Source organism: Escherichia sp. XD33 (assembly GCF_019375075.1).
Taxonomy (GTDB): domain Bacteria; phylum Pseudomonadota; class Gammaproteobacteria; order Enterobacterales; family Enterobacteriaceae; genus Enterobacter; species Enterobacter flexneri_A.
Genome location: NZ_JAENDM010000008.1, coordinates 104,019 through 130,712 on the forward strand (window position 1 = coordinate 104,019; position 26,694 = coordinate 130,712).

Genomic DNA, 26,694 nt, shown 5'->3' on the forward strand with positions numbered 1-26,694 from the left:
ACCAGCGTGATGACGTTCGCGTTTGCTGTGCGTGTAATGTAGTACAAACTTATATTGTTGTACTACAATTTAGATCACAAAAAGAACAATGCATAAAAAAATGACATGCGTCGGGCAGAAATCTGAAAAGGGATATCAGGCGCTAAACAGGAGGGAAAGAAGAGTATGCTTTCAACGGCTTAGCTACTCGTTTAAAGGATTAATCATGAAGTTGAATTTTAAGGGATTTTTTAAGGCTGCCGGTTTATTCCCACTGGCGCTGATGCTTTCAGGCTGTATCTCGTATGCTCTGGTTTCCCATACCGCAAAGGGTAGTTCAGGAAAGTATCAATCGCAGTCAGACACCATCACTGGGCTATCGCAGGCAAAAGATAGTAATGGAACAAAAGGCTATGTTTTTGTAGGGGAATCGCTGGATTACCTTATCACTGATGGTGCCGATGACATCGTTAAGATGCTCAATGATCCAGCACTTAACCGGCACAATATTCAGGTTGCCGATGACGCAAGATTTGTTTTAAATGCGGGGAAAAAGAAATTTACCGGCACAATATCGCTTTACTACTACTGGAATAACGAAGAAGAAAAGGCACTGGCAACGCATTATGGTTTTGCCTGTGGTGTTCAACACTGTACCAGGTCACTGGAAAACCTAAAAGGCACAATCCATGAGAAAAATAAAAACATGGATTACTCAAAGGTGATGGCGTTCTACCATCCATTTAAAGTGCGATTTTATGAATACTATTCACCCAGAGGCATTCCGGATGGTGTTTCCGCAGCATTACTGCCAGTGACTGTTACGCTGGACATCATTACTGCACCGCTGCAATTTCTGGTTGTATATGCAGTAAACCAATAATCAGTAAGCGGGCAAACGCGTTTATGCTGTTTGCCCGCCCACAGATTAATTCAGCACATACTTCTCAATAGCAAACGCCACGCCATCTTCAAGGTTAGATTTGGTGACAAAGTTCGCCACTTCTTTCACTGAAGGAATAGCGTTATCCATCGCCACACCGACGCCTGCATATTCAATCATTGCGATATCGTTTTCCTGATCGCCAATCGCCATGATTTCTTCCGGTTTAATACCTAACACGTCGGCCAGTGATTTCACCCCCGTACCTTTGTTAACGCGTTTATCGAGGATTTCGAGGAAGTACGGCGCACTTTTCAGCACGGTATATTTCTCTTTCACTTCCTGCGGAATACGCGCGATAGCCTGGTCGAGGATGGCGGGTTCATCAATCATCATCACTTTCAGGAACTGGGTATTGGGGTCCATTTTCTCCGCTTCGCAGAACACCAGCGGAATGGTGGCAACGAAGGATTCATGCACCGTGTAGTAGCTGATATCACGGTTGGCGGTGTACAGCGTGGTGCGGTCCAGGGCGTGGAAATGAGAACCGACTTCGCGAGAGAGTTTTTCCAGGAAACGATAGTCGTCATAGCTGAGAGCAGTTTGCGCCACGGTGCTACCATCAGCGGCCTTCTGTACCAGCGCGCCGTTATAAGTAATGCAGTAGTCGCCCGGCTGTTCCATATGCAGCTCTTTCAGGTAGTTGTGCACACCTGCATACGGGCGACCCGTCGTTAGCACGACATTCACGCCACGGGCGCGAGCTGCGGCAATCGCATTTTTAACGGCGGGTGAAATGGTGTGATCGGGCAGCAGAAGGGTGCCATCCATATCGATAGCAATGAGTTTAATAGCCATGAGTTCCCCAGGTAGATTGGTTCCTGACCCATGCTAACGCGATTCCGCTCAAAAATCAGTACAACACCCGAGGGAAAAGGGGGATGCAACGCGCGTTGCGTGCTCCCTTTTTGCTTAGCGGAAGAGTTTCCCTTTCAGCAGTTCCATGCCTGCGGAAAGCAGATCGTTATTGGCTTGTGGTGACACTTCACCTTGCGGTGAGAGCGCATCAATAATCTTCGGCAATTGTTCTGCCAGTAAACTGGAAGCTGTACTGGTATCCACGCCAAGTTTTTGCCCGAGATCGGACACCGCATTTGTGCCGAGCGCCGATTCCAGTTGCTCGCCACTAACCGATTGATTGCCCTGTTGATTACTCAGCCAGGTTGAGAGAATGGCCCCTAAGCCGCCACTTTGCAGTTTTTCCAGCAGCACCTGAATGCCGCCCTGCTCCTCAACCCAACTTAAAATAGCCTGATATTTCCCCGCATCGCCTTTCAGAAAGGCACCGACAACTTCATCAAAAAGCCCCATGATAATCACCTGTAAAGCGTTACGTGTTGACCCAAAAAGTATAGATTTGCGGGATGATAATTGCGGATTGCAGAAATAAAAAGGGCGGAGATGATCTCCGCCCTTTTCTTATAGCTTCTTGCCGGATGCGGCGTGAACGCCTTATCCGGCCTACAAAATCATGAAAATTCAATACATTGCAAGATTTTCGTAGGCCTGATAAGCGTAGCGCATCAGGCACGCTCGCATGGTTAGCGCCATTAAATATCGATATTCGCCGCTTTCAGGGCGTTCTCTTCAATAAACGCACGGCGCGGTTCAACGGCGTCGCCCATCAGCGTGGTGAACAACTGGTCGGCAGCAATCGCATCTTTAACGGTAACGCGCAGCATACGACGACTTTCCGGGTCCATAGTGGTTTCCCACAGCTGTTCCGGGTTCATCTCGCCCAGACCTTTATAACGCTGGATGGAGAGGCCGCGACGGGACTCTTTCACCAGCCAGTCCAGCGCCTGCTCGAAGCTGGCTACCGGCTGACGACGCTCGCCACGTTCGATAAACGCATCTTCTTCCAGCAAGCCACGCAGTTTCTCACCCAGCGTGCAGATACGACGATATTCGCCACCGGTGATAAACTCGTGATCCAGCGGATAGTCAGTATCCACACCGTGGGTACGCACGCGAACAATCGGCTCGAACAGGTTTTGCTCAGCATTGGTGTGAACATCAAACTTCCACTGGCTGCCGTGCTGTTCTTTGTCGTTCAGTTCGCTGACCAGCGCGTTCACCCAGCGGGTAACGGTCTGCTCATCAGAAAGGTCAGCTTCCGTCAACGTCGGCTGATAGATAAGCTCTTTCAGCATTGCTTTCGGATAACGACGCTCCATACGATTGATCATTTTCTGCGTCGCGTTGTACTCAGATACCAGTTTCTCTAACGCTTCGCCAGCCAATGCCGGTGCACTGGCGTTGGTGTGCAGCGTTGCGCCGTCCAGCGCGATAGAGATCTGGTACTGATCCATCGCTTCGTCGTCTTTAATGTACTGTTCCTGCTTGCCTTTCTTCACTTTGTACAGCGGCGGCTGAGCGATGTAGACGTGACCGCGTTCAACGATTTCCGGCATCTGACGATAGAAGAAGGTCAACAGCAGCGTACGAATGTGCGAGCCGTCGACGTCCGCATCGGTCATGATGATGATGCTGTGATAACGCAGTTTGTCCGGGTTGTACTCGTCACGACCGATACCACAGCCAAGCGCGGTGATAAGCGTCGCCACTTCCTGAGAAGAGAGCATCTTATCGAAGCGCGCTTTCTCGACGTTGAGGATTTTACCCTTCAGCGGCAGAATCGCCTGGTTCTTGCGGTTACGCCCCTGCTTCGCAGAGCCGCCCGCGGAGTCCCCTTCCACCAGGTACAGTTCGGAAAGCGCCGGATCGCGTTCCTGGCAGTCTGCCAGTTTGCCCGGCAGGCCCGCTAAGTCGAGCGCACCTTTACGGCGGGTCATTTCACGCGCGCGACGCGCCGCTTCACGGGCACGGGCAGCATCGATAATTTTGCCAACCACGATTTTCGCGTCGGTTGGGTTTTCCAGCAGGTATTCTGCCAGCAGTTCGTTCATCTGCTGTTCAACCGCCGATTTCACCTCAGAAGAAACCAGTTTGTCTTTGGTCTGGGAGGAGAATTTCGGGTCCGGCACTTTCACGGAAACGACCGCAATCAGGCCTTCACGCGCATCGTCACCGGTGGCGCTGACTTTGGCTTTTTTGCTGTAGCCTTCTTTGTCCATGTAGGCGTTCAGGGTACGGGTCATCGCCGCACGGAAGCCTGCCAGGTGAGTACCGCCGTCACGCTGCGGAATGTTGTTGGTAAAGCAGTAGATGTTTTCCTGGAAGCCATCGTTCCACTGCAACGCCACTTCGACGCCAATACCGTCTTTTTCAGTGGAGAAGTAGAAGATATTCGGGTGGATCGGCGTTTTGTTCTTGTTCAGATATTCAACGAACGCCTTGATGCCGCCTTCATAGTGGAAGTGGTCTTCTTTGCCGTCGCGCTTGTCGCGCAGACGAATGGAAACGCCGGAGTTGAGGAACGACAACTCACGCAGACGTTTCGCCAGAATTTCATATTCGAACTCGGTCACATTGGTGAAGGTTTCGAGGCTGGGCCAGAAACGCACCATGGTGCCGGTTTTTTCAGTCTCGCCGGTAACCGCCAGCGGGGCCTGCGGTACACCGTGTTCGTAGATCTGACGGTGAATTTTACCCTCGCGCTGGATAACCAGCTCCAGTTTTTGCGACAGGGCGTTTACTACCGAAACACCAACGCCGTGCAGACCGCCGGACACTTTATAGGAGTTATCGTCAAATTTACCGCCTGCGTGCAGAACGGTCATGATCACTTCCGCCGCCGATACGCCCTCTTCCGGGTGAATACCGGTCGGAATGCCGCGCCCGTCATCCTGTACAGAGACAGAGTTATCGGCGTGAATGGTGACGATAATTTCTTTACAGTGACCCGCGAGCGCTTCGTCGATAGCGTTATCTACCACCTCGAATACCATGTGGTGCAGACCGGTGCCGTCATCCGTGTCGCCGATATACATACCCGGGCGCTTACGCACCGCATCCAGCCCTTTCAGGACTTTGATACTGGAGGAGTCATAAGAATTCGACATCAACGTTTCTCGCTCATTTATACTTGGGTTAATCCGTTATTTTACCCTTTTCCACGGTAAACATCTTCGAATTTTCGTCCGACATGTCTATAACGTGTTCAGCACTGATCGCGCTGACAAAGACCTGTGATTGCGTCGCTTTTAAGCGGCTGGCAAGCAGCCCGCGACGCTCATCATCAAGCTCAGAGGCAAAATCATCTATCAGGTAGAGACACCGCCGCCCGCTTTCACGGGTGAGGAACTCTCCTTGCGCCAGACGTAAGGCGCACATCAACAGCTTAAGCTGCCCACGCGATAAGGTATCTTCCACCGGCGCACCGTCGGCGCGAATGCGTAAGTCCGCTTTGTGCGGGCCGTGCGCGGTGTAGGTTAGCTGGCGATCGCGTTCAAAATTACGTTCCAGCACCTCAGCATATTCTGTCTCTTTCTCCCAGCCGCGCTGGAAAGAGAAAGTCAGAGAAAACTCAGGGAGAAATTGCTTACAGGTATCAGCCATATCGGCCGCGATACCGGCGCTATACTCCGCGCGCCAGGTGCTGATTTGCTCCGCCAGCGGGATCAGCTCTTTATCCCACGGGCGTAGCTGTTCGTAACGTGTCACCTGGCGCAGCGCCGCATTGCGCTGCTTGAGCAATCGCTTGAGATTGCTCCAGGCGGTGAAAAATCCGGGTTCGTTGTGAAAGCATCCCCAGTCGAGGAATGCTCTTCTGTATTTGGGGCCGCCGTTGAGTAAAGTAAACCCTTCTGGCGTTATCAACTGCATTGGCATCAGGTGCGCCAGTTCCGCGACCTTATGCCCGTCTGTACCGTCGATGCGGACTTTGCTGTCGCCCTGTTTGTCTTTGGTTAAGCCAATCGCTGTCTCGCGCTCTTCGCCCTGTAATCGCCCGTGGAGAACAAACGCCTCCTGCTCATGGCGAATGACGCGACCAATCTGCAAACTGCGAAACGCCCGACCATGGCCGAGCGTATAGATGGCTTCCAGCACGCTGGTTTTGCCACTGCCGTTGGCACCTACCAGAAAGTTAAAGCCGGGAGATAAGGCGAGATCCGCGGTTTCAATGTTGCGGAAATCGCGGATCAACAAGCGGGTGAGGGACATTACAGTCTCATTGGCATGACAACATAAGCCGCGCTCTGGCTGGCCGCATCTTCAATCTGCACGCTGGAAACCGAATCGGTCAGCATCATGCGGACGTTTTCGCATTTCAGCGCGTTCAGAACATCCAGCACATAACTGACGTTGAAGCCGATTTCCATCTCCGCACCGCTATAGGTAACGTCGAGGATCTCTTCCGCTTCTTCCTGTTCCGGGTTGTTGGCGGTGATTTTCAGCTGGTTTTCGCTGACATAAAGACGTACGCCGCGGAATTTCTCGTTAGAGAGAATCGCCGCGCGAGCAAACGCCTGCTTGAGCAGATCGCAGCCAGCTTCCAGATGTTTGTCCGGGTTCTTCGGCAGAACGCGGCGATAATCCGGGAAGCGACCATCCACCAGTTTGGAGGTGAAGATAAAGTCGCCAACGTGGGCGCGAATGTTGTTGCTGCCAATCTGTACGCGCAGCGGATTGTCGCCGCCGTCGAGCATACGCATCAGTTCAATCACGCCTTTACGCGGTACGATCACCGAATGGCTTGGCAAAGATTGACCAATTGGCATTGAACAGACCGCCAGACGGTGGCCGTCGGTTGCCACGGTGCGCAGTTCTTCACCTTCGGTTTCAAACAGCATACCATTTAAGTAATAGCGAACGTCCTGATGCGCCATAGAAAACTGGGTCGCTTCAATCAGACGCTTCATCGTTGCCTGCGGCAGGGTAAATTCGACTTCACTCTGCCAGTCATCGAGGTTCGGGAAATCCGCCGCTGGCAGGGTAGACAGCGAAAAACGGCTACGCCCGGAGCGTACCAGCATCCGTTCACCTTCCAGCTGCACGGCAATTTCCGCGCCTTCAGGCAGACCACGGCAGATATCAAAGAATTTGCGCGCCGGAACGGTCGTCGCTCCTGGCTCGTGTGGCTGAACCAGCGCAACACGTGCCACCATTTCCATCTCGAGATCAGTACCGGTCAGCGACAACGTACCGTCAGCAACCTGTAACAGCAGATTACCGAGAATCGGTAGCGTAGGACGACCACCTAACGGACCGCTCACCTGTTGTAGCGGTTTTAATAAATGCTCACGTTCTACGGTAAATTTCATAGGTTTACGATGACAATGTTCTGATTAAATTTGAAAAATCTTCTTTGATATCGTGGCTCTCTTCACGCAACTGCTCGATCTTACGGCAGGCATGAAGCACCGTCGTGTGGTCACGGCCACCAAACGCATCGCCAATCTCCGGCAGACTGTGGTTAGTCAGCTCTTTCGCCAGCGCCATCGCCATCTGGCGCGGACGCGCCACCGAGCGGGATCGACGCTTGGAAAGGAGATCCGCGACTTTGATCTTGTAGTACTCCGCCACCGTCTTCTGAATATTGTCGATGGTGACCAGTTTTTCCTGCAATGCCAGCAAGTCGCGCAGCGCCTCACGCACGAAGTCGATGGTGATCGCCCGTCCGGTAAAGTTGGCATTGGCAATGACGCGGTTCAGCGCCCCTTCCAGCTCACGTACGTTAGATCGTAGACGCTTGGCGATAAAGAACGCCACTTCGCCCGGCAAACGAATGTCGTTTTCGTCGGCCTTTTTCATCAGGATCGCCACACGGGTTTCCAGCTCTGGCGGTTCGATCGCCACAGTCAGTCCCCAACCGAAGCGGGATTTCAAACGATCCTCAACGCCGTTGATCTCTTTCGGATAGCGATCCGAGGTGAGAATGATCTGTTGATTACCTTCCAGCAGGGCGTTGAAGGTGTGGAAAAACTCTTCCTGAGATCGTTCTTTATTAGCAAAAAACTGAATATCGTCGATCAGCAGTGCATCTACGGAACGGTAGTAGCGTTTAAACTCTTCGATCGCGTTGTTTTGCAGGGCTTTAACCATGTCCTGAACAAAGCGCTCGGAGTGCATATAAACCACTTTGGCATTCGGCTTGCGCGCCATAATGCCGTTACCCACCGCATGCAGCAGGTGAGTTTTACCCAGACCCGTGCCGCCATAAAGGAACAACGGGTTATAGGCACCGCCAGGGTTATCCGCCACCTGGCGAGCCGCCGCGCGCGCCAGTTGGTTAGATTTACCTTCAACGAAGTTATCAAACGTGTGTTTGACGTTTACGTTAGAACGATAGGTCGGTTCTGCCGGGGCCGGGACGTTATCCCAACCTGAGCGCGTAGAAGGCGCAGCACGTTGCGGCTGCGTTTGCGCCACCTGTGCAGGGGCCGCGACGTTGCTCGTCACTGCCGCTTGTGGCGTTTGCGTCACCGGTTTGGTGCCGACTTCAAAACGCAGCTGTGGGGCATCCGCTCCGCAGAAACTGGTTAGCAGTCCATTGATATTATTAAGGTACTTGTCCCGTACCCAATCGAGGACAAAACGGTTTGGCGCGTACAGGGCCAGCGTGTTATCGCTCAGTTCCGCCTGCAATGGGCGTATCCACATACTGAATTCTGTGGCTGGTAACTCATCCTGCAATCGGGCAAGACACTGCTGCCAAAGCGAAAGTGACACGGCGGACTCCACTCGAACAAAAGTCGATAATGACTAAGGCTGAAACATTCATGATTGTTGACGTACGTCGAAAAGACCCTGCTTGAGGGTGACGCACGAACCGCTGTCTGCGGTTATATGCCCGATCAAGATCCTGCAAAACGATCGGGACCGCGGATCATAGCCTAAACTGCGCAAGAGATCTTCTGTTTCTCACAGATTTTCCCGATTTATCCACAGGACTTTCCAGAACTCGCTAAGTGTAAACGATCCTGCCGCGAGGCGGGCACGATTTACGCCGCATATTGGAAAATTTAATGACCATAGACAAAAATTGGCTTAATCGATCTAATAAAGATCCAGGACGATCCTTGCGCTTTACCCATCAGCCCGTATAATCCTCCACCCGGCGCGCCATGCTGGTTTCCACTGGTGTGAGGTCGTACATTTTCCCTGCGAAAAGGTGCGGAAAAGCGCGGTAAATAAGGAAAGAGAATTGACTCCGGAGTGTACAATTATTACAATCCGGCCTCTTTAATCACCCATGGCTTCGGTGTCCATCGTTTCATTTTTCGGCGGATATCCAATAAAGCCATTGAATTTATTCAAGTTTAGGTAGAAATCGCCATGAAACGCACTTTTCAACCGTCTGTACTGAAGCGCAACCGTTCTCACGGCTTCCGTGCTCGTATGGCTACTAAAAATGGTCGTCAGGTTCTGGCACGTCGTCGTGCTAAAGGCCGCGCTCGTCTGACCGTTTCTAAGTAATAAAGCTAACCCCTGAGTGGTTAAGCTCGCATTTCCCAGGGAGTTACGCTTGTTAACTCCCAGTCAATTCACATTCGTCTTCCAGCAGCCACAACGGGCTGGCACGCCGCAAATTACCATTCTCGGCCGCCTGAATTCGCTGGGGCATCCCCGTATCGGTCTTACAGTCGCCAAGAAAAACGTTCGACGCGCCCATGAACGCAATCGGATTAAACGTCTGACGCGTGAAAGCTTCCGTCTGCGCCAACATGAACTCCCGGCTATGGATTTCGTGGTGGTGGCGAAAAAAGGGGTTGCCGACCTCGATAACCGTGCTCTCTCGGAAGCGTTGGAAAAATTATGGCGCCGCCACTGTCGCCTGGCTCGCGGGTCCTGATAGCCCTCATTCGGGTCTATCAACGCCTGATTAGTCCGCTACTCGGGCCGCATTGTCGTTTCACTCCAACCTGTTCAAGCTACGGAATTGAGGCATTGCGCAGGTTTGGAGTGATAAAAGGCAGTTGGTTGACGGTGAAACGCGTATTAAAATGCCACCCTTTACACCCTGGTGGTGACGATCCCGTCCCGCCCGGACCATTTGATACCAGAGAACACTAACGATGGATTCGCAACGCAATCTTTTAGTCATCGCTTTGCTGTTCGTGTCTTTCATGATCTGGCAAGCCTGGGAGCAGGATAAAAACCCGCAACCTCAGGCCCAACAGACCACGCAGACAACGACCACCGCAGCGGGTAGCGCCGCCGACCAGGGCGTACCGGCCAGTGGCCAGGGGAAACTGATCTCGGTTAAGACCGACGTGCTTGATCTGACCATCAACACCCGTGGTGGTGATGTTGAGCAAGCTCTGCTGCCTGCTTACCCGAAAGAGCTGAACTCTACCCAGCCGTTCCAGCTGTTGGAAACTTCACCGCAGTTTATTTATCAGGCACAGAGCGGTCTGACCGGTCGTGATGGCCCGGATAACCCGGCTAACGGCCCGCGTCCGCTGTATAACGTTGAAAAAGACGCTTATGTGCTGGCTGAAGGTCAAAACGAACTGCAGGTGCCGATGACGTATACCGACGCGGCAGGCAACACGTTTACCAAAACGTTTGTCCTGAAACGTGGTGATTACGCTGTCAACGTCAACTACAACGTGCAGAACGCTGGCGAGAAACCGCTGGAAATCTCCTCGTTTGGTCAGTTGAAGCAATCCATCACTCTGCCACCGCATCTCGATACCGGAAGCAGCAACTTCGCACTGCACACCTTCCGTGGCGCGGCGTACTCCACGCCTGACGAGAAGTATGAGAAATACAAGTTCGATACCATTGCCGATAACGAAAACCTGAACATCTCTTCGAAAGGTGGTTGGGTGGCGATGCTGCAACAGTATTTCGCGACGGCGTGGATCCCGCATAACGACGGTACCAACAACTTCTATACCGCTAATCTGGGTAACGGCATCGCCGCTATCGGCTATAAATCTCAGCCGGTACTGGTTCAGCCTGGTCAGACTGGCGCGATGAACAGCACCCTGTGGGTTGGCCCGGAAATCCAGGACAAAATGGCAGCTGTTGCTCCGCACCTGGATCTGACCGTTGATTACGGTTGGTTGTGGTTCATCTCTCAGCCGCTGTTCAAACTGCTGAAATGGATCCATAGCTTTGTGGGTAACTGGGGCTTCTCCATTATCATCATCACCTTTATCGTTCGTGGCATCATGTACCCGCTGACCAAAGCGCAGTACACCTCCATGGCGAAGATGCGTATGTTGCAGCCGAAGATTCAGGCAATGCGTGAGCGTCTGGGCGATGACAAACAGCGTATCAGCCAGGAAATGATGGCGCTGTACAAAGCTGAGAAGGTTAACCCGCTGGGCGGCTGCTTCCCGCTGCTGATCCAGATGCCAATCTTCCTGGCGTTGTACTACATGCTGATGGGTTCCGTTGAACTGCGTCAGGCACCGTTTGCACTGTGGATCCACGACCTGTCGGCACAGGACCCGTACTACATCCTGCCGATCCTGATGGGCGTAACGATGTTCTTCATTCAGAAGATGTCGCCGACCACAGTGACCGACCCGATGCAGCAGAAGATCATGACCTTTATGCCGGTCATCTTCACCGTGTTCTTCCTGTGGTTCCCGTCAGGTCTGGTGCTGTACTATATCGTCAGCAACCTGGTAACCATTATTCAGCAGCAGCTGATTTACCGTGGTCTGGAAAAACGTGGCCTGCATAGCCGCGAGAAGAAAAAATCCTGATTCGGTGAGTTTTCGCTAAAATAAGGGCGGTCAGTTGACCGCCTTTTTTCTTTTCGTAGGGCGGATAAGCACCGCGCATCCGCCACACAAAGCAACAGGAACATCATGAGCGATAATGACACTATCGTAGCCCAGGCCACGCCTCCGGGACGTGGCGGCGTTGGCATCCTGCGCATCTCCGGCTTCAAAGCCCGTGAAGTTGCCGAAACCGTGCTGGGTAAACTGCCTAAGCCGCGCTACGCCGATTATCTTCCGTTTAAAGACGCCGACGGCAGCGTGCTCGATCAGGGGATTGCGCTATGGTTCCCTGGCCCGAACTCGTTCACCGGCGAAGATGTGCTGGAACTGCAAGGTCATGGCGGTCCGGTGATCCTCGACCTGCTGTTAAAACGCATTCTGACCATTCCCGGCCTGCGGATTGCTCGCCCTGGTGAGTTTTCCGAACGCGCGTTTCTTAACGATAAACTTGACTTAGCCCAGGCCGAGGCGATTGCCGATCTTATCGACGCCAGTTCGGAACAGGCGGCCCGTTCGGCACTTAACTCGCTGCAAGGCGCATTCTCCGCACGGGTTAATCATCTGGTAGAAGCCCTCACCCACTTGCGCATTTACGTCGAAGCGGCAATTGATTTCCCCGATGAAGAGATCGATTTCCTCTCCGACGGAAAAATTGAAGCCCAGCTCAATGACGTTATTGCCGATCTTGATGCAGTGCGTGCTGAAGCACGTCAGGGTAGTTTGTTGCGCGAAGGGATGAAAGTGGTGATTGCCGGACGTCCTAACGCCGGTAAATCGAGCCTGTTAAACGCGCTGGCGGGGCGTGAAGCGGCAATCGTAACCGATATCGCCGGAACTACGCGTGACGTGCTGCGTGAGCATATCCACATTGACGGAATGCCGCTGCATATCATCGATACCGCCGGGCTACGTGAAGCCAGTGACGAAGTAGAACGTATTGGTATCGAGCGCGCGTGGCAGGAAATTGAACAGGCCGACCGCGTGCTGTTTATGGTCGATGGCACCACAACAGACGCCGTGGATCCGGCAGAGATCTGGCCGGAATTTATTGCCCGTCTGCCAGCGAAACTGCCGATCACCGTGGTGCGCAATAAAGCCGATATCACCGGCGAAACGCTGGGAATGAGTGAAGTGAACGGTCACGCGTTAATTCGTCTCTCGGCAAGGACTGGTGAAGGCGTGGACGTGCTGCGTAACCATCTCAAACAGAGCATGGGCTTTGACACCAACATGGAAGGCGGCTTCCTGGCGCGTCGTCGCCACCTACAGGCGCTGGAACAGGCAGCGGAACATCTACAACAGGGCAAAGCGCAACTGTTGGGAGCCTGGGCAGGTGAACTGCTGGCGGAAGAGTTGCGTCTGGCACAGCAGAACTTAAGCGAAATCACCGGGGAATTTACTTCAGACGACCTGCTGGGGCGGATTTTCTCCAGCTTCTGTATTGGTAAGTAACCGCGCTTACGAAGCCGCATTCTGACTGTCAGATGCGGCTTCGCTTCATTGTTACCACTCCTGTTATTCCTCAACCCTTTTTTTAAACATTAAAATTCTTACGTAATTTATAATCTTTAAAAAAAGCATTTAATATTGCTCCCCGAACGATTGTGATTCGATTCACATTTAAACAATTTCAGAATAGACAAAAACTCTGAGTGTAATAATGTAGCCTCGTGTCTTGCGAGGATAAGTGCATTATGAATATCTTACATATATGTGTGACCTCAAAATGGTTCAATATTGACAACAAAATTGTCGATCACCGCCCTTGATTTGCCCTTCTGTAGCCATCACCAGAGCCAAACCGATTAGATTCAATGTGATCTATTTGTTTGCTATATCTTAATTTTGCCTTTTGCAAAGGTCATCTCTCGTTTATTTACTTGTTTTAGTAAATGATGGTGCTTGCATATATATCTGGCGAATTAATCGGTATAGCAGATGTAATATTCACAGGGATCACTGTAATTAAAATAAATGAAGGATTATGTAATGGAAAACTTTAAACATCTCCCTGAACCGTTCCGCATTCGTGTTATTGAGCCAGTAAAACGTACCACTCGCGCTTATCGTGAAGAGGCAATTATTAAATCCGGTATGAACCCGTTCCTGCTGGATAGCGAAGATGTGTTTATCGATTTACTGACCGACAGCGGCACCGGGGCGGTGACGCAGAGCATGCAGGCTGCGATGATGCGCGGCGACGAAGCCTACAGCGGCAGTCGTAGCTACTATGCGTTAGCCGAGTCAGTGAAAAATATCTTTGGTTATCAATACACCATTCCGACTCACCAGGGCCGTGGCGCAGAGCAAATCTATATTCCGGTACTGATTAAAAAACGCGAGCAGGAAAAAGGCCTGGATCGCAGCAAAATGGTGGCGTTCTCTAACTATTTCTTTGATACCACGCAGGGCCATAGCCAGATCAACGGCTGTACCGTGCGTAACGTCTATATCAAAGAAGCCTTCGATACGGGCGTGCGTTACGACTTTAAAGGCAACTTTGACCTTGAGGGATTAGAACGCGGTATTGAAGAAGTTGGTCCGAATAACGTGCCGTATATCGTTGCAACCATCACCAGTAACTCTGCAGGTGGTCAGCCGGTTTCACTGGCAAACTTAAAAGCGATGTACAGCATCGCGAAGAAATACGATATTCCGGTGGTAATGGACTCCGCGCGCTTTGCTGAAAACGCCTATTTCATCAAGCAGCGTGAAGCAGAATACAAAGACTGGACCATCGAGCAGATCACCCGCGAAACCTACAAATATGCCGATATGCTGGCGATGTCCGCCAAGAAAGATGCGATGGTGCCGATGGGCGGCCTGCTGTGCATGAAAGACGACAGCTTCTTTGATGTGTACACCGAGTGCAGAACCCTTTGCGTGGTGCAGGAAGGCTTCCCGACATATGGCGGCCTGGAAGGCGGCGCGATGGAGCGTCTGGCGGTAGGTCTGTATGACGGCATGAATCTCGACTGGCTGGCTTATCGTATCGCGCAGGTACAGTATCTGGTCGATGGTCTGGAAGAGATTGGCGTTGTCTGCCAGCAGGCGGGCGGTCACGCGGCATTCGTTGATGCCGGTAAACTGTTGCCGCATATCCCGGCAGACCAGTTCCCGGCACAGGCGCTGGCCTGCGAGCTGTATAAAGTCGCCGGTATCCGTGCGGTAGAAATTGGCTCTTTCCTGTTAGGCCGCGATCCGAAAACCGGTAAACAACTGCCATGCCCGGCTGAACTGCTGCGTTTAACCATTCCGCGCGCAACATATACTCAAACACATATGGACTTCATTATTGAAGCCTTTAAACATGTGAAAGAGAACGCGGCGAATATTAAAGGATTAACCTTTACGTACGAACCGAAAGTATTGCGTCACTTCACCGCAAAACTTAAAGAAGTTTAATTAATACTACAGAGTGGCTATAAGGATGTTAGCCACTCTCTTACCCTACATCCTCAATAACAAAAATAGCCTTCCTCTAAAGGTGGCATCATGACTGATCAAGCTGAAAAAAAGCACTCTGCATTTTGGGGTGTTATGGTTATAGCAGGTACAGTAATTGGTGGAGGTATGTTTGCTTTACCTGTTGATCTTGCCGGTGCCTGGTTTTTCTGGGGTGCCTTTATCCTTATCATTGCCTGGTTTTCAATGCTTCATTCCGGGTTATTGTTATTAGAAGCAAATTTAAATTATCCCGTCGGCTCCAGTTTTAACACCATCACCAAAGATTTAATCGGTAACACCTGGAACATTATCAGCGGTATTACCGTTGCCTTCGTTCTCTATATCCTCACTTATGCCTATATCTCTGCTAATGGTGCGATCATTAGTGAAACGATATCAATGAATTTGGGTTATCACGCTAATCCACGTATTGTCGGGATCTGCACAGCCATTTTCGTTGCCAGCGTATTGTGGTTAAGTTCGTTAGCCGCCAGTCGTATTACCTCATTGTTCCTCGGGCTGAAGATTATCTCCTTTGTGATCGTGTTTGGTTCTTTTTTCTTCCAGGTCGATTACTCCATTCTGCGCGACGCCACCAGCTCCACTGCGGGAACGTCTTACTTCCCGTATATCTTTATGGCTTTGCCGGTGTGTCTGGCGTCATTTGGTTTCCACGGCAATATTCCCAGCCTGATTATTTGCTATGGAAAACGCAAAGATAAGTTAATCAAAAGCGTGGTATTTGGTTCGCTGCTGGCGCTGGTGATTTATCTCTTCTGGCTCTATTGCACCATGGGGAATATTCCGCGAGAAAGCTTTAAGGCGATTATCTCCTCAGGCGGCAACGTTGATTCGCTGGTGAAATCGTTCCTCGGCACCAAACAGCACGGCATTATCGAGTTTTGCCTGCTGGTGTTCTCTAACTTAGCTGTTGCCAGTTCGTTCTTTGGTGTCACGCTGGGGTTGTTCGATTATCTGGCGGACCTGTTTAAGATTGATAACTCCCACGGCGGGCGTTTCAAAACCGTGCTGTTAACCTTCCTGCCACCTGCGTTGTTGTATCTGATCTTCCCGAACGGCTTTATTTACGGGATCGGCGGTGCCGGGCTGTGCGCCACCATCTGGGCGGTCATTATTCCCGCAGTGCTTGCAATCAAAGCTCGCAAGAAGTTTCCCAATCAGATGTTCACGGTCTGGGGCGGCAATCTTATTCCGGCGATTGTCATTCTCTTTGGTATAACCGTGATTTTGTGCTGGTTCGGCAACGTCTTTAACGTGTTACCTAAATTTGGCTAAATCCTTCAAGAAGCCAGCCATTCGCTGGCTTCTTGCCTCTCAGGAAATCACTTATGTCCAAATGGCAACTCGCCTGATCCTCCTTCACCACGTATGCTTTGCGTCACCTTACTATCAGGACGCTTTAGCCCATGTCCCGCTTTTTGATTTGTAGTTTTGCCCTGGTTTTACTTTATCCCGCCGGGATTGATATGTACCTCGTTGGTTTACCGCGCATCGCCGCCGATCTCAATGCCAGCGAAGCGCAGTTGCATATTGCGTTCTCCGTATATCTGGCGGGGATGGCAGCTGCGATGTTATTTGCCGGTAAAGTGGCCGATCGTTCAGGGAGAAAGCCGGTCGCCATACCCGGCGCGGCGCTATTTATTATTGCCTCGGTGTTCTGTTCACTGGCTGAAACCAGCACGTTATTTCTTGCAGGCCGATTTCTACAGGGGTTGGGCGCAGGCTGTTGTTACGTAGTGGCGTTCGCTATTTTGCGCGACACGCTGGATGATCGACGTCGGGCTAAAGTGCTGTCATTACTCAACGGTATTACCTGCATCATTCCGGTGTTAGCGCCAGTGCTCGGACATCTGATTATGCTTAAATTCCCGTGGCAGAGTCTGTTCTGGGCGATGGCAATGATGGGCATCGCGGTACTGATGTTGTCTTTGTTTATTTTAAAAGAAACGCGCCCAGCGGCCCCCGCAGCTTCGGATAAACCACGAGAAAATAGCGAGTCGCTGCTTAACCGTTTTTTCCTCAGCCGTGTTGTTATCACCACCCTCAGCGTTTCGGTGATCCTCACTTTCGTCAACACGTCACCGGTATTGCTGATGGAAATCATGGGGTTTGAGCGCGGTGAATACGCCACCATTATGGCGCTGACCGCTGGCGTCAGCATGACCGTTTCATTCTCCACGCCATTTGCGCTGGGAATTTTTAAGCCACGTACGTTGATGATCACCTCGCAGGTGTTATTCCTGGCGGCGGGGATCACTCTTGCCGTTTCACCTTCCCATGCGGTTTCTCTGTTTGGTATCACGCTGATTTGCGCCGGTTTCTCGGTAGGTTTTGGTGTGGCGATGAGTCAGGCGTTAGGGCCGTTTTCATTACGCGCGGGCGTAGCCAGCTCGACCTTAGGTATTGCGCAGGTTTGCGGTTCGTCACTGTGGATTTGGCTGGCAGCGGTGGTTGGTATCGGCGCATGGAATATGCTGATCGGGATTCTGATTGCCTGTAGCATAGTGAGCCTGTTGCTGATTATGTTCGTCGCGCCTGGACGCCCCGTTGCCGCTCATGAAGAAATCCATCACCACGCTTGATCTCAATCTGCTGCTTTGTCTGCAACTGCTGATGCAGGAGCGCAGCGTAACCAAAGCGGCGAAGCGGATAAACGTGACACCTTCGGCGGTGAGTAAGTCGCTGGCAAAGTTAAGAGCGTGGTTTGACGACCCGCTCTTTGTGAACTCACCGCTGGGTCTGTCGCCCACACCGCTGATGGTCAGCATGGAGCAAAATCTGGCGGAGTGGATGCAAATGAGCAACCTGCTGCTGGATAAACCGCACCACCAGACACCGCGCGGCCTGAAGTTTGAGCTGGCGGCGGAATCACCGCTGATGATGATCATGCTTAATGCGCTGTCGAAACAGATCTACCAACGTTACCCGCAGGCGACCATCAAATTACGTAACTGGGATTACGATTCCTTAGATGCCATTACTCGTGGTGAAGTGGATATCGGTTTTTCCGGTCGCGAAAGCCATCCTCGCTCGCGGGAGCTGTTAAGCTCGCTACCGTTAGCCATTGATTATGAAGTGCTGTTTAGTGATGTGCCCTGCGTCTGGTTACGCAAAGATCATCCGGCACTGCATCAAACGTGGAATCTGGACACCTTCTTACGTTATCCGCATATCAGCATTTGCTGGGAACAGAGCGATACCTGGGCGCTGGACAATGTGTTACAGGAGCTGGGACGCGAACGCACGATTGCTATGAGCCTGCCGGAATTCGAGCAGTCACTGTTTATGGCAGCGCAACCCGACAATCTGCTACTGGCGACCGCGCCGCGCTACTGTCAGTACTACAATCAACTCCATCAACTGCCGTTGGTTGCTCTTCCTCTCCCGTTTGACGAAAGCCAGCAAAAAAAGCTGGAAGTTCCTTTTACCCTGCTGTGGCATAAACGGAACAGCCATAATCCGAAGATCGTATGGTTACGGGAAACCATTAAAAACCTTTACGCGTCGATGGCATAACCGAATCGTATGAAACGCGACCCAATTTCACAATAAAATGTAAAAAAGTTGTAATAAGCTTGTCTGAATCGAACTTTTAGCCGCTTTAGTCTGTCCATCATTCCAGTAAATGATTACTCTTGTATTCATAATGGACCATTAAGCATGGAGCGAAAAATGGCGACTCACTTTGCCCGAGGGATTTTAACGGAAGGACATCTGATTTCTGTTCGTCTCCCCTCCCAGTGTCATCAAGAAGCCCGAAACATTCCCCCTCATCGTCAAAGCCGTTTTCTGGCGTCCAGAGGTTTACTCGCAGAACTGATGTTCATGCTGTATGGCATTGGCGAATTGCCGGAAATCGTCACCCTGCCGAAAGGTAAACCGGTTTTCAGTGATAAAAATTTGCCTTCGTTTTCCATTTCCTATGCCGGGAATATGGTTGGCGTGGCGTTAACAACCGAAGGTGAATGTGGCCTCGATATGGAACTACAGCGTGCGACGCGCGGGTTTCATAGCCCACACGCGCCCGATAACCACACCTTTTCCAGCAATGAATCGCTATGGATCAGTAAACAAAACGATCCTAACGAAGCGCGGGCGCAGCTCATCACGCTGCGCCGAAGCGTGCTAAAACTAACCGGTGATGTTTTGAATGACGATCCGCGCGATCTGCAGCTGCTGCCCATTGCCGGACGCCTGAAATGTGCTCATGTAAATCATGTAGAAGCGTTATGCGACGCGGAAGACGTGCTGGTGTGGTCCGTGGCGGTCACGCCCACGATTGAAAAGCTCAGTGTCTGGGAGTTAGATGGCAAACACGGCTGGAAAAGCCTGCCGGATATTCACAGCCGCGCCAACAATCCTACCAGCCGGATGATGCGTTTTGCCCAACTCTCTACCGTGAAGGCTTTTTCGCCAAATTGATAGACAACCACAGGAGTCATCATGTCTGAAAAATTGCAGGTGGTTACGTTACTGGGGAGCCTGCGCAAAGGCTCATTTAATGGCATGGTTGCACGTACCCTGCCGAAAATTGCTCCGGCGAGCATGGAAGTCAATGCGTTACCATCCATTGCCGACATTCCCTTGTATGACGCTGACGTACAGCAGGAAGAAGGTTTTCCAGCAACGGTTGAAGCTCTGGCGGAACAGATCCGTCAGGCTGACGGTGTGGTGATCGTCACGCCGGAATATAACTACTCGGTACCGGGTGGGCTGAAAAATGCCATCGACTGGCTTTCCCGCCTGCCGGATCAACCGCTGGCCGGTAAACCGGTATTGATTCAGACCAGCTCAATGGGCGTGATTGGCGGCGCGCGCTGTCAGTATCACCTGCGCCAGATTCTGGTTTTCCTCGATGCAATGGTGATGAACAAGCCGGAATTTATGGGCGGCGTGATTCAGAACAAAGTTGATCCGCAAACCGGAGAAGTGATTGATCAGGGTACGCTGGACCACCTGACCGGGCAATTGACCGCATTTGGTGAGTTTATTCAGCGAGTTAAGATCTAAACAAAAAACCCGCCAGCAATCATGCATGGCGGGTTTTTAACGCGCTATCGATTTTAGTGAGCGTCGATAAAGACAATCTTCAGGATAAACAGCAGCGCAACGATGATTACGCACGGGCTTAGATCACGCAGACGTCCGGTACCGATTTTCATCACGCAGTAGGAGATAAAGCCCAGCGCGATACCTTCGGTAATCGAGAAGCTGAACGGCATCATCACGGCGGTAATAAACGCCGGAACAGATTCAGTAAGATCCTGCCAGTTCACGCGTGCCAGACTGGAAGTCATCAGCACGCCAACGTAAATCAGCGCACCAGCTGCAGCGTAGCCTGGCACCATCCCCGCCAGCGGCGACAGAAAGATAACCAGCAGGAACAGCAGACCAACAACCACTGCCGTCAGACCGGTACGACCGCCAACCGATACGCCGGAAGAGGACTCAATATAAGCCGTAACGGAAGAAGTACCGATAAACGAACCGGTCACGGAAGAGATACTGTCGACATACAGCGCCTGCTTCATGCGCGGGAATTTCCCCTTCTCATCCGCCAGACCTGCTTTATCGGTCACGCCAATCAGCGTACCGGAGGAGTCAAACAAGTTGACCAACATGAAAGAGAAAATCACCCCTGCCAGCCCGAGGTTAAACGACCCGGCTAAATCTACATGACCCACAACTGTCATTACGCTCGGCGGCGCAGAAACGATGCCATTGTAGTGCACATCACCCAGCATCCAGCCCAGCAGCGTCGTCACCACGATAGAAACCAGCACCGCTGCGTGAATGTTGCGCGAGGCCAGAATAGCAATGATGAAGAAGCCGAGGATACCCAGAAGTACGCTGTGAGAAGTCAGATTACCGATGCTCACCAGCGTTTCCGGGTTAGCGACAATCACACCTGCGTTTTTCAGCCCCATCATGCCAATGAACAGACCGATACCGCTGGTAATACCCACACGCAGACTCACCGGAATGTTGGCTATCATCCAGTAGCGAACGCGGAAAATCGTCAGTAACAGCAGACCTATCGCGCCCCAGAAGATTGCGCCCATCCCGACCTGCCACGGCAAGCCCATCGCCTGTACAACGACAAAAGCGAAGAACGCATTCAGGCCCATAGCGGGTGCCAGTGCAACTGGCAGGTTAGCAAACAGTCCCATCATAATACTGCCGAATGCAGCGATCAGACAGGTAGTGACGAAGACGGCGCTGGTATCCATGCCAGCAACGCCAAGAATTTGCGGGTTAACAAAAACGATGTAAACCATCGTCAGGAAGGTGGTAAAACCGGCGATCACTTCGGTCCGTGCCGTCGTACCATGTTCGCGCAGTTTAAACACGCGTTCCAGCATCCCCTGGCCAGAAGCCTGGGTTGTGTGTTGTTGACTCATTATCTATTTCCGAACAAGGAGGGAAAATCCGTCGCTATCGTATACCAAAATGAGACAATATGGACGGCTGAAGATAACTTTTTTTCATTGTATTTGCTTATACGGCAACGATTGCGTCATGCGAATTGGCATGACGAAAACGTTAAACTAACGATAAAGGAAAGACATGTCCCAGATAGAAGCGGTATTTTTCGACTGCGACGGTACGCTGGTCGATAGCGAGGTCATTTGCTCTCGCGCCTATGTCACGATGTTCAGGGAATTTGGCATTAACGTTGACCTGGAGGAGATTTTTACCCGTTTTAAAGGCGTAAAACTCTACGAAATCATCGATATCATCAGTAAAGAACAGGGCGTGACGATGGTCCAGGCCGATGCCGAGCACGTTTACCGCGCAGAAGTAGCACGTCTGTTTGATACCGAACTTGCGGACATCGCAGGCGCGAACGAATTGCTGGCGAGCATTAACGTGCCGATGTGCGTCGTCTCTAACGGTCCGGTCAGCAAAATGCAGCATTCGCTGGGTAAGCTCAACATGCTGCACTACTTCCCGGAAAAACTGTTCAGCGGCTACGATATCCAGCGTTGGAAGCCCGATCCGGCATTAATGTTCCATGCGGCAAAAGCGATGAATGTGAACGTTGAAAACTGCATTCTGGTCGATGACTCCAGCGCCGGCGCTCAATCAGGGATAGATGCCGGAATGGAAGTGTTTTACTTCTGCGCTGACCCGCACAATAAGCCGATCGTTCACCCGAAAGTCACCACCTTTACCCATCTTTCGCAGTTACCGGAACTGTGGAAAGCGCGTGGTTGGGATATTACGGCATAGTTCTTCACACTCCCTTCACTTACCCCGCTTAAATTGGCGCTCAAAGGTAAGTAAAGGGAGTTTGATATGTCTGTTTCACGTCGGGTAATACATCACGGACTTTATTTTGCGGTTTTAGGACCGTTAATTGGTGTTCTGTTTCTTGTCCTCTACATATTCTTCGCAAAAGAACCGCTGGTTCTTTTGGTAATAATACAGGTACTTCCATTGTTTCTCTTATTGTCGATTACTACGGGAGCTATTCCTGCATTGTTAACCGGCGTGATGGTCGCCTGTCTGCCGGAAAAGATCGGGTCACAGAAAAATTATCGTTGTCTGGCTGGTGGCATAGGTGGCGTCGTTATCACCGAGATCTATTGTGCAGTTATTGTACATATTAAGGGCATGGCTTCCTCGGAGTTGTTTGAAAACATTCTTTCTGGTGACAGTCTCGTTGTCCGCATCATTCCTGCATTGCTGGCAGGTGTGGTGATGAGCAAAATCATTACCCGTCTGCCCGGATTGGATATTTCATGTCCTGAAACAGACTCTTTAAGTTAAGCGGGATACTTTATCTATTTGTAATTAACCGTTGGAGAACAGGCCGGAGCGTAATTCATACATCCGGCCTTATGTTTTAAGCTAATTCTGCGGCAGCGGCTTTATCAGCGATTACCATCAGCGAAGGATGCAGCTGCAACACGGAAGCTGGAACATCTTCGGTAACCGGACCTTGCAGAACATTTTTCAGTGCCTGCGCTTTACCCGCGCCGCTGACAATTATCAGCAAGTTTTTCGCCGCCATGATGCTTTTCGGCCCCATCGTCACGTAGCTGTCAGGCACTAACGAAAAGTCGCCGCCCAACTCGCCATGCGCCACAATATCAACCATCTCTCCCTGGATCGGGAACTCCACGGTTTGCTCATGGAAATGGGTCGTATTCGGCAAATTGCCACAAAAATGACCATCTGCACCTAATCCCAGCACCACCAAATCCAGTCCGCCTTCACGCGCCAGTTTCTGATCATGCTCGCGGTAGTTATCAATAGTGAGCTTCTGGATATTCTCTTCTTTGATCCCCGCAGGGGTGAAAAACAGATTACGCAGATTGGTAATCGTTACGCCTTCTCCCTCTTTGCCGCGAAATGGAATTTCATCAAAATTATAGAAATAGCAGTTATCGTACCAGGGCTTACCTTTAACCAGGGTGGTGAGGTATTCATACATGCCTTTGGGCGTGCTACCGGCGGTAATTGCCAGGTTAACACGACGCGTCTTCGACATATAACCAAGCAGATGGTGTGCCGCGACACGGCTCATTTCCTGGTAATCTTCGGTAATGATTAATTTCATCTTAATGCCTTATTTTATTTAAATAATTTCTGTACAAAGGCTGCATAGGCTGGTCGCCAGACATCCATTTCATGGTTCAGACCCGGATATTCCTGGTAATCAAAGTTAATTTTTTTCTGCTCAAGCTCAGTTTTCAGCCCGGCGATATCCTTGCCGGTTACGACATCTTTATCCCCCACAACCACAGTAAAATTACGTAGTTGCTGGTTGATAGCTGCCGGATCGTTCAGTCGGGCCGCGACACCTTCATCCGGTACGGTTGTCGTGGTAACACCACTGAATGTGGCCAGCCAGCCAAAGCTTTCCAGATGATTCATTCCGGAAACCAGCGCCTGGTACCCGCCTTGTGAAAGCCCTGCCAGCGCGCGGCCATCGGCATCTTTACGGACATTAAAACGCTTGCTAATCAGCGGGATAATATCGTTCATCAGTTCGCGATCTGCCGCTTTAGCATTCAGCGGATAAAAGACTTTACGTCTTTCCTGAGGCACGAAATCTTCGGGAATAATGCCCTTCGCATCGGTTTCTGTATCCGGGATCACCACCAGCATCGGTTTAATTTTCCCTTCAGCAAGCAGGTTATCCATGATTTGCGGGATACGCCCCTGATCGATAGCGGAACGTCCGGTATCACCAAAACCGTGATAGAAATAGAGCACTGGCAAAGGCTCGCCCATGCCGGTGTATCCTGGCGGGGTCCAGACATACATCTGACGTTCAGATTGCAATGCGTTGGAGTGGTAAGTTATGGCGATCAAATCACCATGCGCAACAGAACGCGTATCCAGATAACTGCCTGGCACCAGAATCATACTGGAGTTAACCTGGCGCTGAGGCTTAGTCATTGCGGTGCCTGTATCAATGCTGCGTACACCATCAACATTGAAAAAATACTCGTACAGGTTGCCTTTCAGGATAGGTGTGCGCCACGACCAGACTCCTGCTTCGTCTTTGGTCATCGGGTGAATATTGTCCGGAACCGGAACACCCACCACTACAGAGACATTTTTTGCCCCAGGGGCAAAGTAGCGAAAGGTCACGCTGTTATCGGCATTGACCTGAGTCACATACTGTTTCACCGGGATAGTGGGTGCCGGGCTGGCTGGCATATCCGCTGCTATGGCCCACTGAGCAGAAATACCGCTGGCAATAGCCAGCGTTAAAGCAGCAATTTTTATATTCATCGTAATATTCCTTTCATTAAGTTCCATTACCACCAGATTTCAGCCTGGGCACCGACAGCAAACTGGTCGTCTTTATTGTCTTCGAAGGTGAAGCCATCCAGTTCGTTTTCCAGGGCTTTGATATACGTGGCGTAGAAACGAATTTCCGGACGCGAGGTCAACATACTGGTATTGACTTTAAAGGTATGGAAGAGCGTGGTTTTATAACCAGACTCATTAAATTTATTACTATTCGCATCTTTGTTTTGCTGGGTGAAATAGCCCAGTTCAACACCTGTCTGGTTATATTGGTCCCAAATATAGGCCGGGCGAACAACCGCACGAATAGATTCGAAATCAGAGTGTGCGCCTGTTTCGTAGCTATAAATATCGTTACCGAAGGAGTAAACAATCGCGTTAGCCACAATAAAATGATCACCGATATAGGCTTCGCCCTGCGAAGTCAGACGTACCGCTGTTCCGCCGGTGTGATCACCATAATAACGACCATTAAAGGTGGTAAATGGACTTGCGCCAGCATAACGGCCAAAGTTACTGGCGATAGAGTTATTCGCGACCAGGAAGGAGAATTCGTTGAAGCCACCTTTATCAAATTTCTGCGTTAAAGATGTGCCAAACATCCAGGTATCTTTCCAGTCATAATACCCGTTATTATCCTGATTATCTTTTTCCGATGCGCTTTCGTTTGCCGTGACATAACGACCACTTACCATTAAGGTGGCTTTATCCCATAACGGGATATCTTTATAGCGTAAATCAATGGTATTGGTATTAATCTGCTGTTTGTTTTGCAGGCTGCGATCGTAATCATCGACATCTTCGCGAACCAGCGCGATATCAATTTTACCCGGACCGACTTTCCAGTTTTCCAGACCTACACCCGCTGCGGCATCAGTACGCTGCGTTTTCCAGTCAAGCATCTGGATTTCAATTTTCGGCGCACCGTGTTTACCCACCCAGAAATCAGCCTCTGGCGCAAAGGGCAGGAAACCTTTGGTGGTAACGTACATATCGGAGAACTGCATATAGTTCTCGCCACCGGCGTTATCGCCAAACCAGCCGGTAGAGTACTGCTGACCAACGTTACCATCCATCATCACAACGGCATCAACCCGTTTGCCGTTTTCGTTGTAGACACGTTGTTTTAACTGCAAATCAAACCAGCCGGAGTATTCGTTACCAAAGCGGCCCAGAGAACCAATCGCCCATGATTTAGGTGAACCATGAGAGGCGGTCCCCCAACCAGAACGGTAATAGCCGTTGTAACTAAAGCCAATTTCATCTTTCACAAATTTACTGAAATCTTTCAGAGTCATGGAAGAATAAATCGAGCCTGTCTCACTGGCATTTTTCTCTTCATTTTTGACCAGTACAGCATCAGGTTTTGCGGCACTACTGGTCGGGAACGGATTGGCGGCATACCCTTGATCATTCGTACTTACGCTACGATTCACCGTCGCTGGCGTATACTTTTTCTTCTCTTCATCTTTATACTTTTTGAGTTCGCTTTGCGTTTCTCTTAACGCCTTTTCTAATAACTCAAGGCGTTGTTCCACCGTTAATGATTCAGCCAATGATTGTGCAGAAAAGGCTAACGGTGCCATTAATAAGATGGCAGAGGTAATAAGATTTCGTCTAAACATAATATCCCTTTATGGTGCAAAGAAAGAATTAACGCATCGCATCCAGACTGTTCTGAATGCGACGATAATTAAGGTGCTTTAATGGTTATTTTTTTTAATGACAGCCCCCGCGTCTTGATCACCTCTGCATACCATCCGAAGCTTTTCTTGCGTGTTCTTGTGAGGCTTCCTTCGCCATTATCATCACGATCCACATAAATAAAGCCGGTGATGCTGCCAACTTACTGATTTAGTGTATGATGGTGTTTTTGAGGTGCTCCAGTGGCTTCTGTTTCTATCAGCTGTCCCTCCTGTTCAGCTACTGACGGGGTGGTGCGTAACGGCA

At 50.8% G+C, this 26,694-nt stretch carries 27 protein-coding genes and 2 pseudogenes; 18 read left to right on the forward strand and 11 right to left on the reverse strand.

Annotated features, from left to right (window positions below):
- Positions 1 to 205 precede the first annotated feature (205 nt).
- Entirely contained in the window at positions 206 to 862 is a 657-nt protein-coding gene (gene yidX / locus K0778_RS07465) for a protein YidX (protein ID WP_000772934.1), read from the forward strand.
- Positions 863 to 907: 45 nt separating this feature from the next.
- Here the strand turns inward: yidX and yidA are convergent, their stop codons facing one another.
- Both yidA and K0778_RS07475 read right to left on the reverse strand, forming a co-directional pair.
- Positions 908 to 1,720, reverse strand: coding sequence for a sugar-phosphatase (gene yidA, locus K0778_RS07470; protein WP_000985549.1), 813 nt, complete (start codon positions 1,718 to 1,720; stop codon positions 908 to 910).
- A gap of 114 nt (positions 1,721 to 1,834) precedes the next feature.
- Complete coding sequence (locus K0778_RS07475; protein ID WP_000522208.1) at positions 1,835 to 2,233, reverse strand: YidB family protein; 399 nt, start codon at positions 2,231 to 2,233, stop codon at positions 1,835 to 1,837.
- A gap of 120 nt (positions 2,234 to 2,353) precedes the next feature.
- Here K0778_RS07475 and K0778_RS28570 point away from each other — a divergent pair.
- A pseudogene (locus K0778_RS28570) lies at positions 2,354 to 2,452 on the forward strand (hypothetical protein); the annotation flags it as partial.
- Between the two features lie 20 nt (positions 2,453 to 2,472).
- Here K0778_RS28570 and gyrB read toward each other — a convergent pair.
- From gyrB to dnaA, 4 genes are read right to left on the reverse strand one after another with little or no spacing between them, the layout of a single operon-like run.
- Entirely contained in the window at positions 2,473 to 4,887 is a 2,415-nt protein-coding gene (gene gyrB, locus K0778_RS07480; RefSeq protein WP_000072067.1) for a DNA topoisomerase (ATP-hydrolyzing) subunit B, read from the reverse strand.
- Between the two features lie 28 nt (positions 4,888 to 4,915).
- Positions 4,916 to 5,989: a DNA replication/repair protein RecF gene (recF, locus tag K0778_RS07485; RefSeq protein ID WP_000060112.1), complete on the reverse strand. Its 1,074-nt coding sequence runs from the start codon at positions 5,987 to 5,989 to the stop codon at positions 4,916 to 4,918.
- Entirely contained in the window at positions 5,989 to 7,089 is a 1,101-nt protein-coding gene (gene dnaN / locus K0778_RS07490) for a DNA polymerase III subunit beta (RefSeq protein ID WP_000673464.1), read from the reverse strand. The genes recF and dnaN overlap by 1 nt, the downstream gene beginning before the upstream one ends.
- A gap of 4 nt (positions 7,090 to 7,093) precedes the next feature.
- Positions 7,094 to 8,497 (reverse strand): chromosomal replication initiator protein DnaA, encoded by a 1,404-nt coding sequence (dnaA, locus tag K0778_RS07495; RefSeq protein WP_000059111.1) that lies wholly within the window; start codon positions 8,495 to 8,497, stop codon positions 7,094 to 7,096.
- A gap of 296 nt (positions 8,498 to 8,793) precedes the next feature.
- On the opposite strand from dnaA, the gene K0778_RS07500 reads away from it, so the two are divergent.
- From K0778_RS07500 to yieF, 13 genes are all read left to right on the forward strand, one after another.
- A complete protein-coding gene (locus tag K0778_RS07500) occupies positions 8,794 to 8,874 on the forward strand; it encodes a protein YsdD (protein WP_120795392.1) in 81 nt (26 codons plus the stop codon).
- A gap of 229 nt (positions 8,875 to 9,103) precedes the next feature.
- Entirely contained in the window at positions 9,104 to 9,244 is a 141-nt protein-coding gene (gene rpmH, locus K0778_RS07505) for a 50S ribosomal protein L34 (RefSeq protein ID WP_000831330.1), read from the forward strand.
- A 16-nt stretch (positions 9,245 to 9,260) separates the two neighbouring features.
- The gene (gene rnpA / locus K0778_RS07510; RefSeq protein WP_000239730.1) at positions 9,261 to 9,620 is read left to right on the forward strand and encodes a ribonuclease P protein component; all 360 of its coding nucleotides are present in this window, start codon (positions 9,261 to 9,263) and stop codon (positions 9,618 to 9,620) included.
- Positions 9,584 to 9,841, forward strand: a complete 258-nt coding sequence (gene yidD, locus K0778_RS07515; protein WP_001307474.1) for a membrane protein insertion efficiency factor YidD — start codon at positions 9,584 to 9,586, stop codon at positions 9,839 to 9,841. Before rnpA ends, yidD begins: the two co-directional genes overlap by 37 nt.
- Positions 9,842 to 9,843: 2 nt before the next feature.
- Entirely contained in the window at positions 9,844 to 11,490 is a 1,647-nt protein-coding gene (yidC, locus tag K0778_RS07520) for a membrane protein insertase YidC (protein ID WP_000378250.1), read from the forward strand.
- Positions 11,491 to 11,595: 105 nt separating this feature from the next.
- The gene (gene mnmE, locus K0778_RS07525; RefSeq protein ID WP_001282346.1) at positions 11,596 to 12,960 is read left to right on the forward strand and encodes a tRNA uridine-5-carboxymethylaminomethyl(34) synthesis GTPase MnmE; all 1,365 of its coding nucleotides are present in this window, start codon (positions 11,596 to 11,598) and stop codon (positions 12,958 to 12,960) included.
- Between the two features lie 242 nt (positions 12,961 to 13,202).
- Positions 13,203 to 13,277: a tryptophanase leader peptide gene (gene tnaC / locus K0778_RS07530; protein WP_001364348.1), complete on the forward strand. Its 75-nt coding sequence runs from the start codon at positions 13,203 to 13,205 to the stop codon at positions 13,275 to 13,277.
- Between the two features lie 220 nt (positions 13,278 to 13,497).
- Positions 13,498 to 14,913: a tryptophanase gene (gene tnaA / locus K0778_RS07535; RefSeq protein WP_001295247.1), complete on the forward strand. Its 1,416-nt coding sequence runs from the start codon at positions 13,498 to 13,500 to the stop codon at positions 14,911 to 14,913.
- Between the two features lie 90 nt (positions 14,914 to 15,003).
- Positions 15,004 to 16,251 carry a low affinity tryptophan permease TnaB gene (gene tnaB / locus K0778_RS07540; RefSeq protein ID WP_000131925.1) on the forward strand — a complete coding sequence of 416 codons (1,248 nt, stop codon included), beginning with the start codon at positions 15,004 to 15,006 and terminating at the stop codon, positions 16,249 to 16,251.
- A 131-nt stretch (positions 16,252 to 16,382) separates the two neighbouring features.
- On the forward strand, positions 16,383 to 17,558 hold the full coding sequence (mdtL, locus tag K0778_RS07545; protein ID WP_000085982.1) for a multidrug efflux MFS transporter MdtL: 1,176 nt from the start codon (positions 16,383 to 16,385) through the stop codon (positions 17,556 to 17,558).
- Complete coding sequence (yidZ, locus tag K0778_RS07550) at positions 17,533 to 18,492, forward strand: HTH-type transcriptional regulator YidZ (RefSeq protein ID WP_001311238.1); 960 nt, start codon at positions 17,533 to 17,535, stop codon at positions 18,490 to 18,492. The genes mdtL and yidZ overlap by 26 nt, the downstream gene beginning before the upstream one ends.
- Positions 18,493 to 18,648: 156 nt before the next feature.
- A complete protein-coding gene (locus K0778_RS07555) occupies positions 18,649 to 19,398 on the forward strand; it encodes a 4'-phosphopantetheinyl transferase superfamily protein (protein ID WP_001296581.1) in 750 nt (249 codons plus the stop codon).
- Positions 19,399 to 19,419: 21 nt separating this feature from the next.
- The gene (gene yieF / locus K0778_RS07560) at positions 19,420 to 19,986 is read left to right on the forward strand and encodes a class I chromate reductase YieF (RefSeq protein WP_001291268.1); all 567 of its coding nucleotides are present in this window, start codon (positions 19,420 to 19,422) and stop codon (positions 19,984 to 19,986) included.
- Positions 19,987 to 20,039: 53 nt separating this feature from the next.
- On the opposite strand, the gene adeP is transcribed toward yieF, so the two are convergent.
- Positions 20,040 to 21,377: an adenine permease AdeP gene (gene adeP / locus K0778_RS07565; RefSeq protein WP_000082693.1), complete on the reverse strand. Its 1,338-nt coding sequence runs from the start codon at positions 21,375 to 21,377 to the stop codon at positions 20,040 to 20,042.
- A 166-nt stretch (positions 21,378 to 21,543) separates the two neighbouring features.
- On the opposite strand from adeP, the gene yieH reads away from it, so the two are divergent.
- Both yieH and K0778_RS07575 read left to right on the forward strand, forming a co-directional pair.
- Positions 21,544 to 22,209: a 6-phosphogluconate phosphatase gene (yieH, locus tag K0778_RS07570; protein WP_000078072.1), complete on the forward strand. Its 666-nt coding sequence runs from the start codon at positions 21,544 to 21,546 to the stop codon at positions 22,207 to 22,209.
- A gap of 66 nt (positions 22,210 to 22,275) precedes the next feature.
- A complete protein-coding gene (locus K0778_RS07575) occupies positions 22,276 to 22,749 on the forward strand; it encodes a protein CbrB (protein ID WP_000116770.1) in 474 nt (157 codons plus the stop codon).
- A 76-nt stretch (positions 22,750 to 22,825) separates the two neighbouring features.
- Here K0778_RS07575 and K0778_RS07580 read toward each other — a convergent pair whose 3' ends face one another.
- From K0778_RS07580 to K0778_RS07595, 4 genes and pseudogenes are all read right to left on the reverse strand, one after another.
- Positions 22,826 to 23,542: a glucosamine-6-phosphate deaminase gene (locus K0778_RS07580; protein ID WP_000766897.1), complete on the reverse strand. Its 717-nt coding sequence runs from the start codon at positions 23,540 to 23,542 to the stop codon at positions 22,826 to 22,828.
- A 14-nt stretch (positions 23,543 to 23,556) separates the two neighbouring features.
- Complete coding sequence (locus K0778_RS07585) at positions 23,557 to 24,726, reverse strand: esterase (RefSeq protein ID WP_001556329.1); 1,170 nt, start codon at positions 24,724 to 24,726, stop codon at positions 23,557 to 23,559.
- A 26-nt stretch (positions 24,727 to 24,752) separates the two neighbouring features.
- A complete protein-coding gene (gene bglH, locus K0778_RS07590) occupies positions 24,753 to 26,369 on the reverse strand; it encodes a carbohydrate-specific porin BglH (RefSeq protein ID WP_000489881.1) in 1,617 nt (538 codons plus the stop codon).
- A 68-nt stretch (positions 26,370 to 26,437) separates the two neighbouring features.
- A pseudogene (locus K0778_RS07595) lies at positions 26,438 to 26,575 on the reverse strand (glycoside hydrolase); the annotation flags it as partial.
- A gap of 55 nt (positions 26,576 to 26,630) precedes the next feature.
- Between K0778_RS07595 and K0778_RS07600 the strand changes: the two are divergent.
- Positions 26,631 to 26,694 (forward strand): IS1 family transposase (locus K0778_RS07600; protein WP_001676991.1); only part of this gene is annotated, 64 nt, incomplete at its 3' end.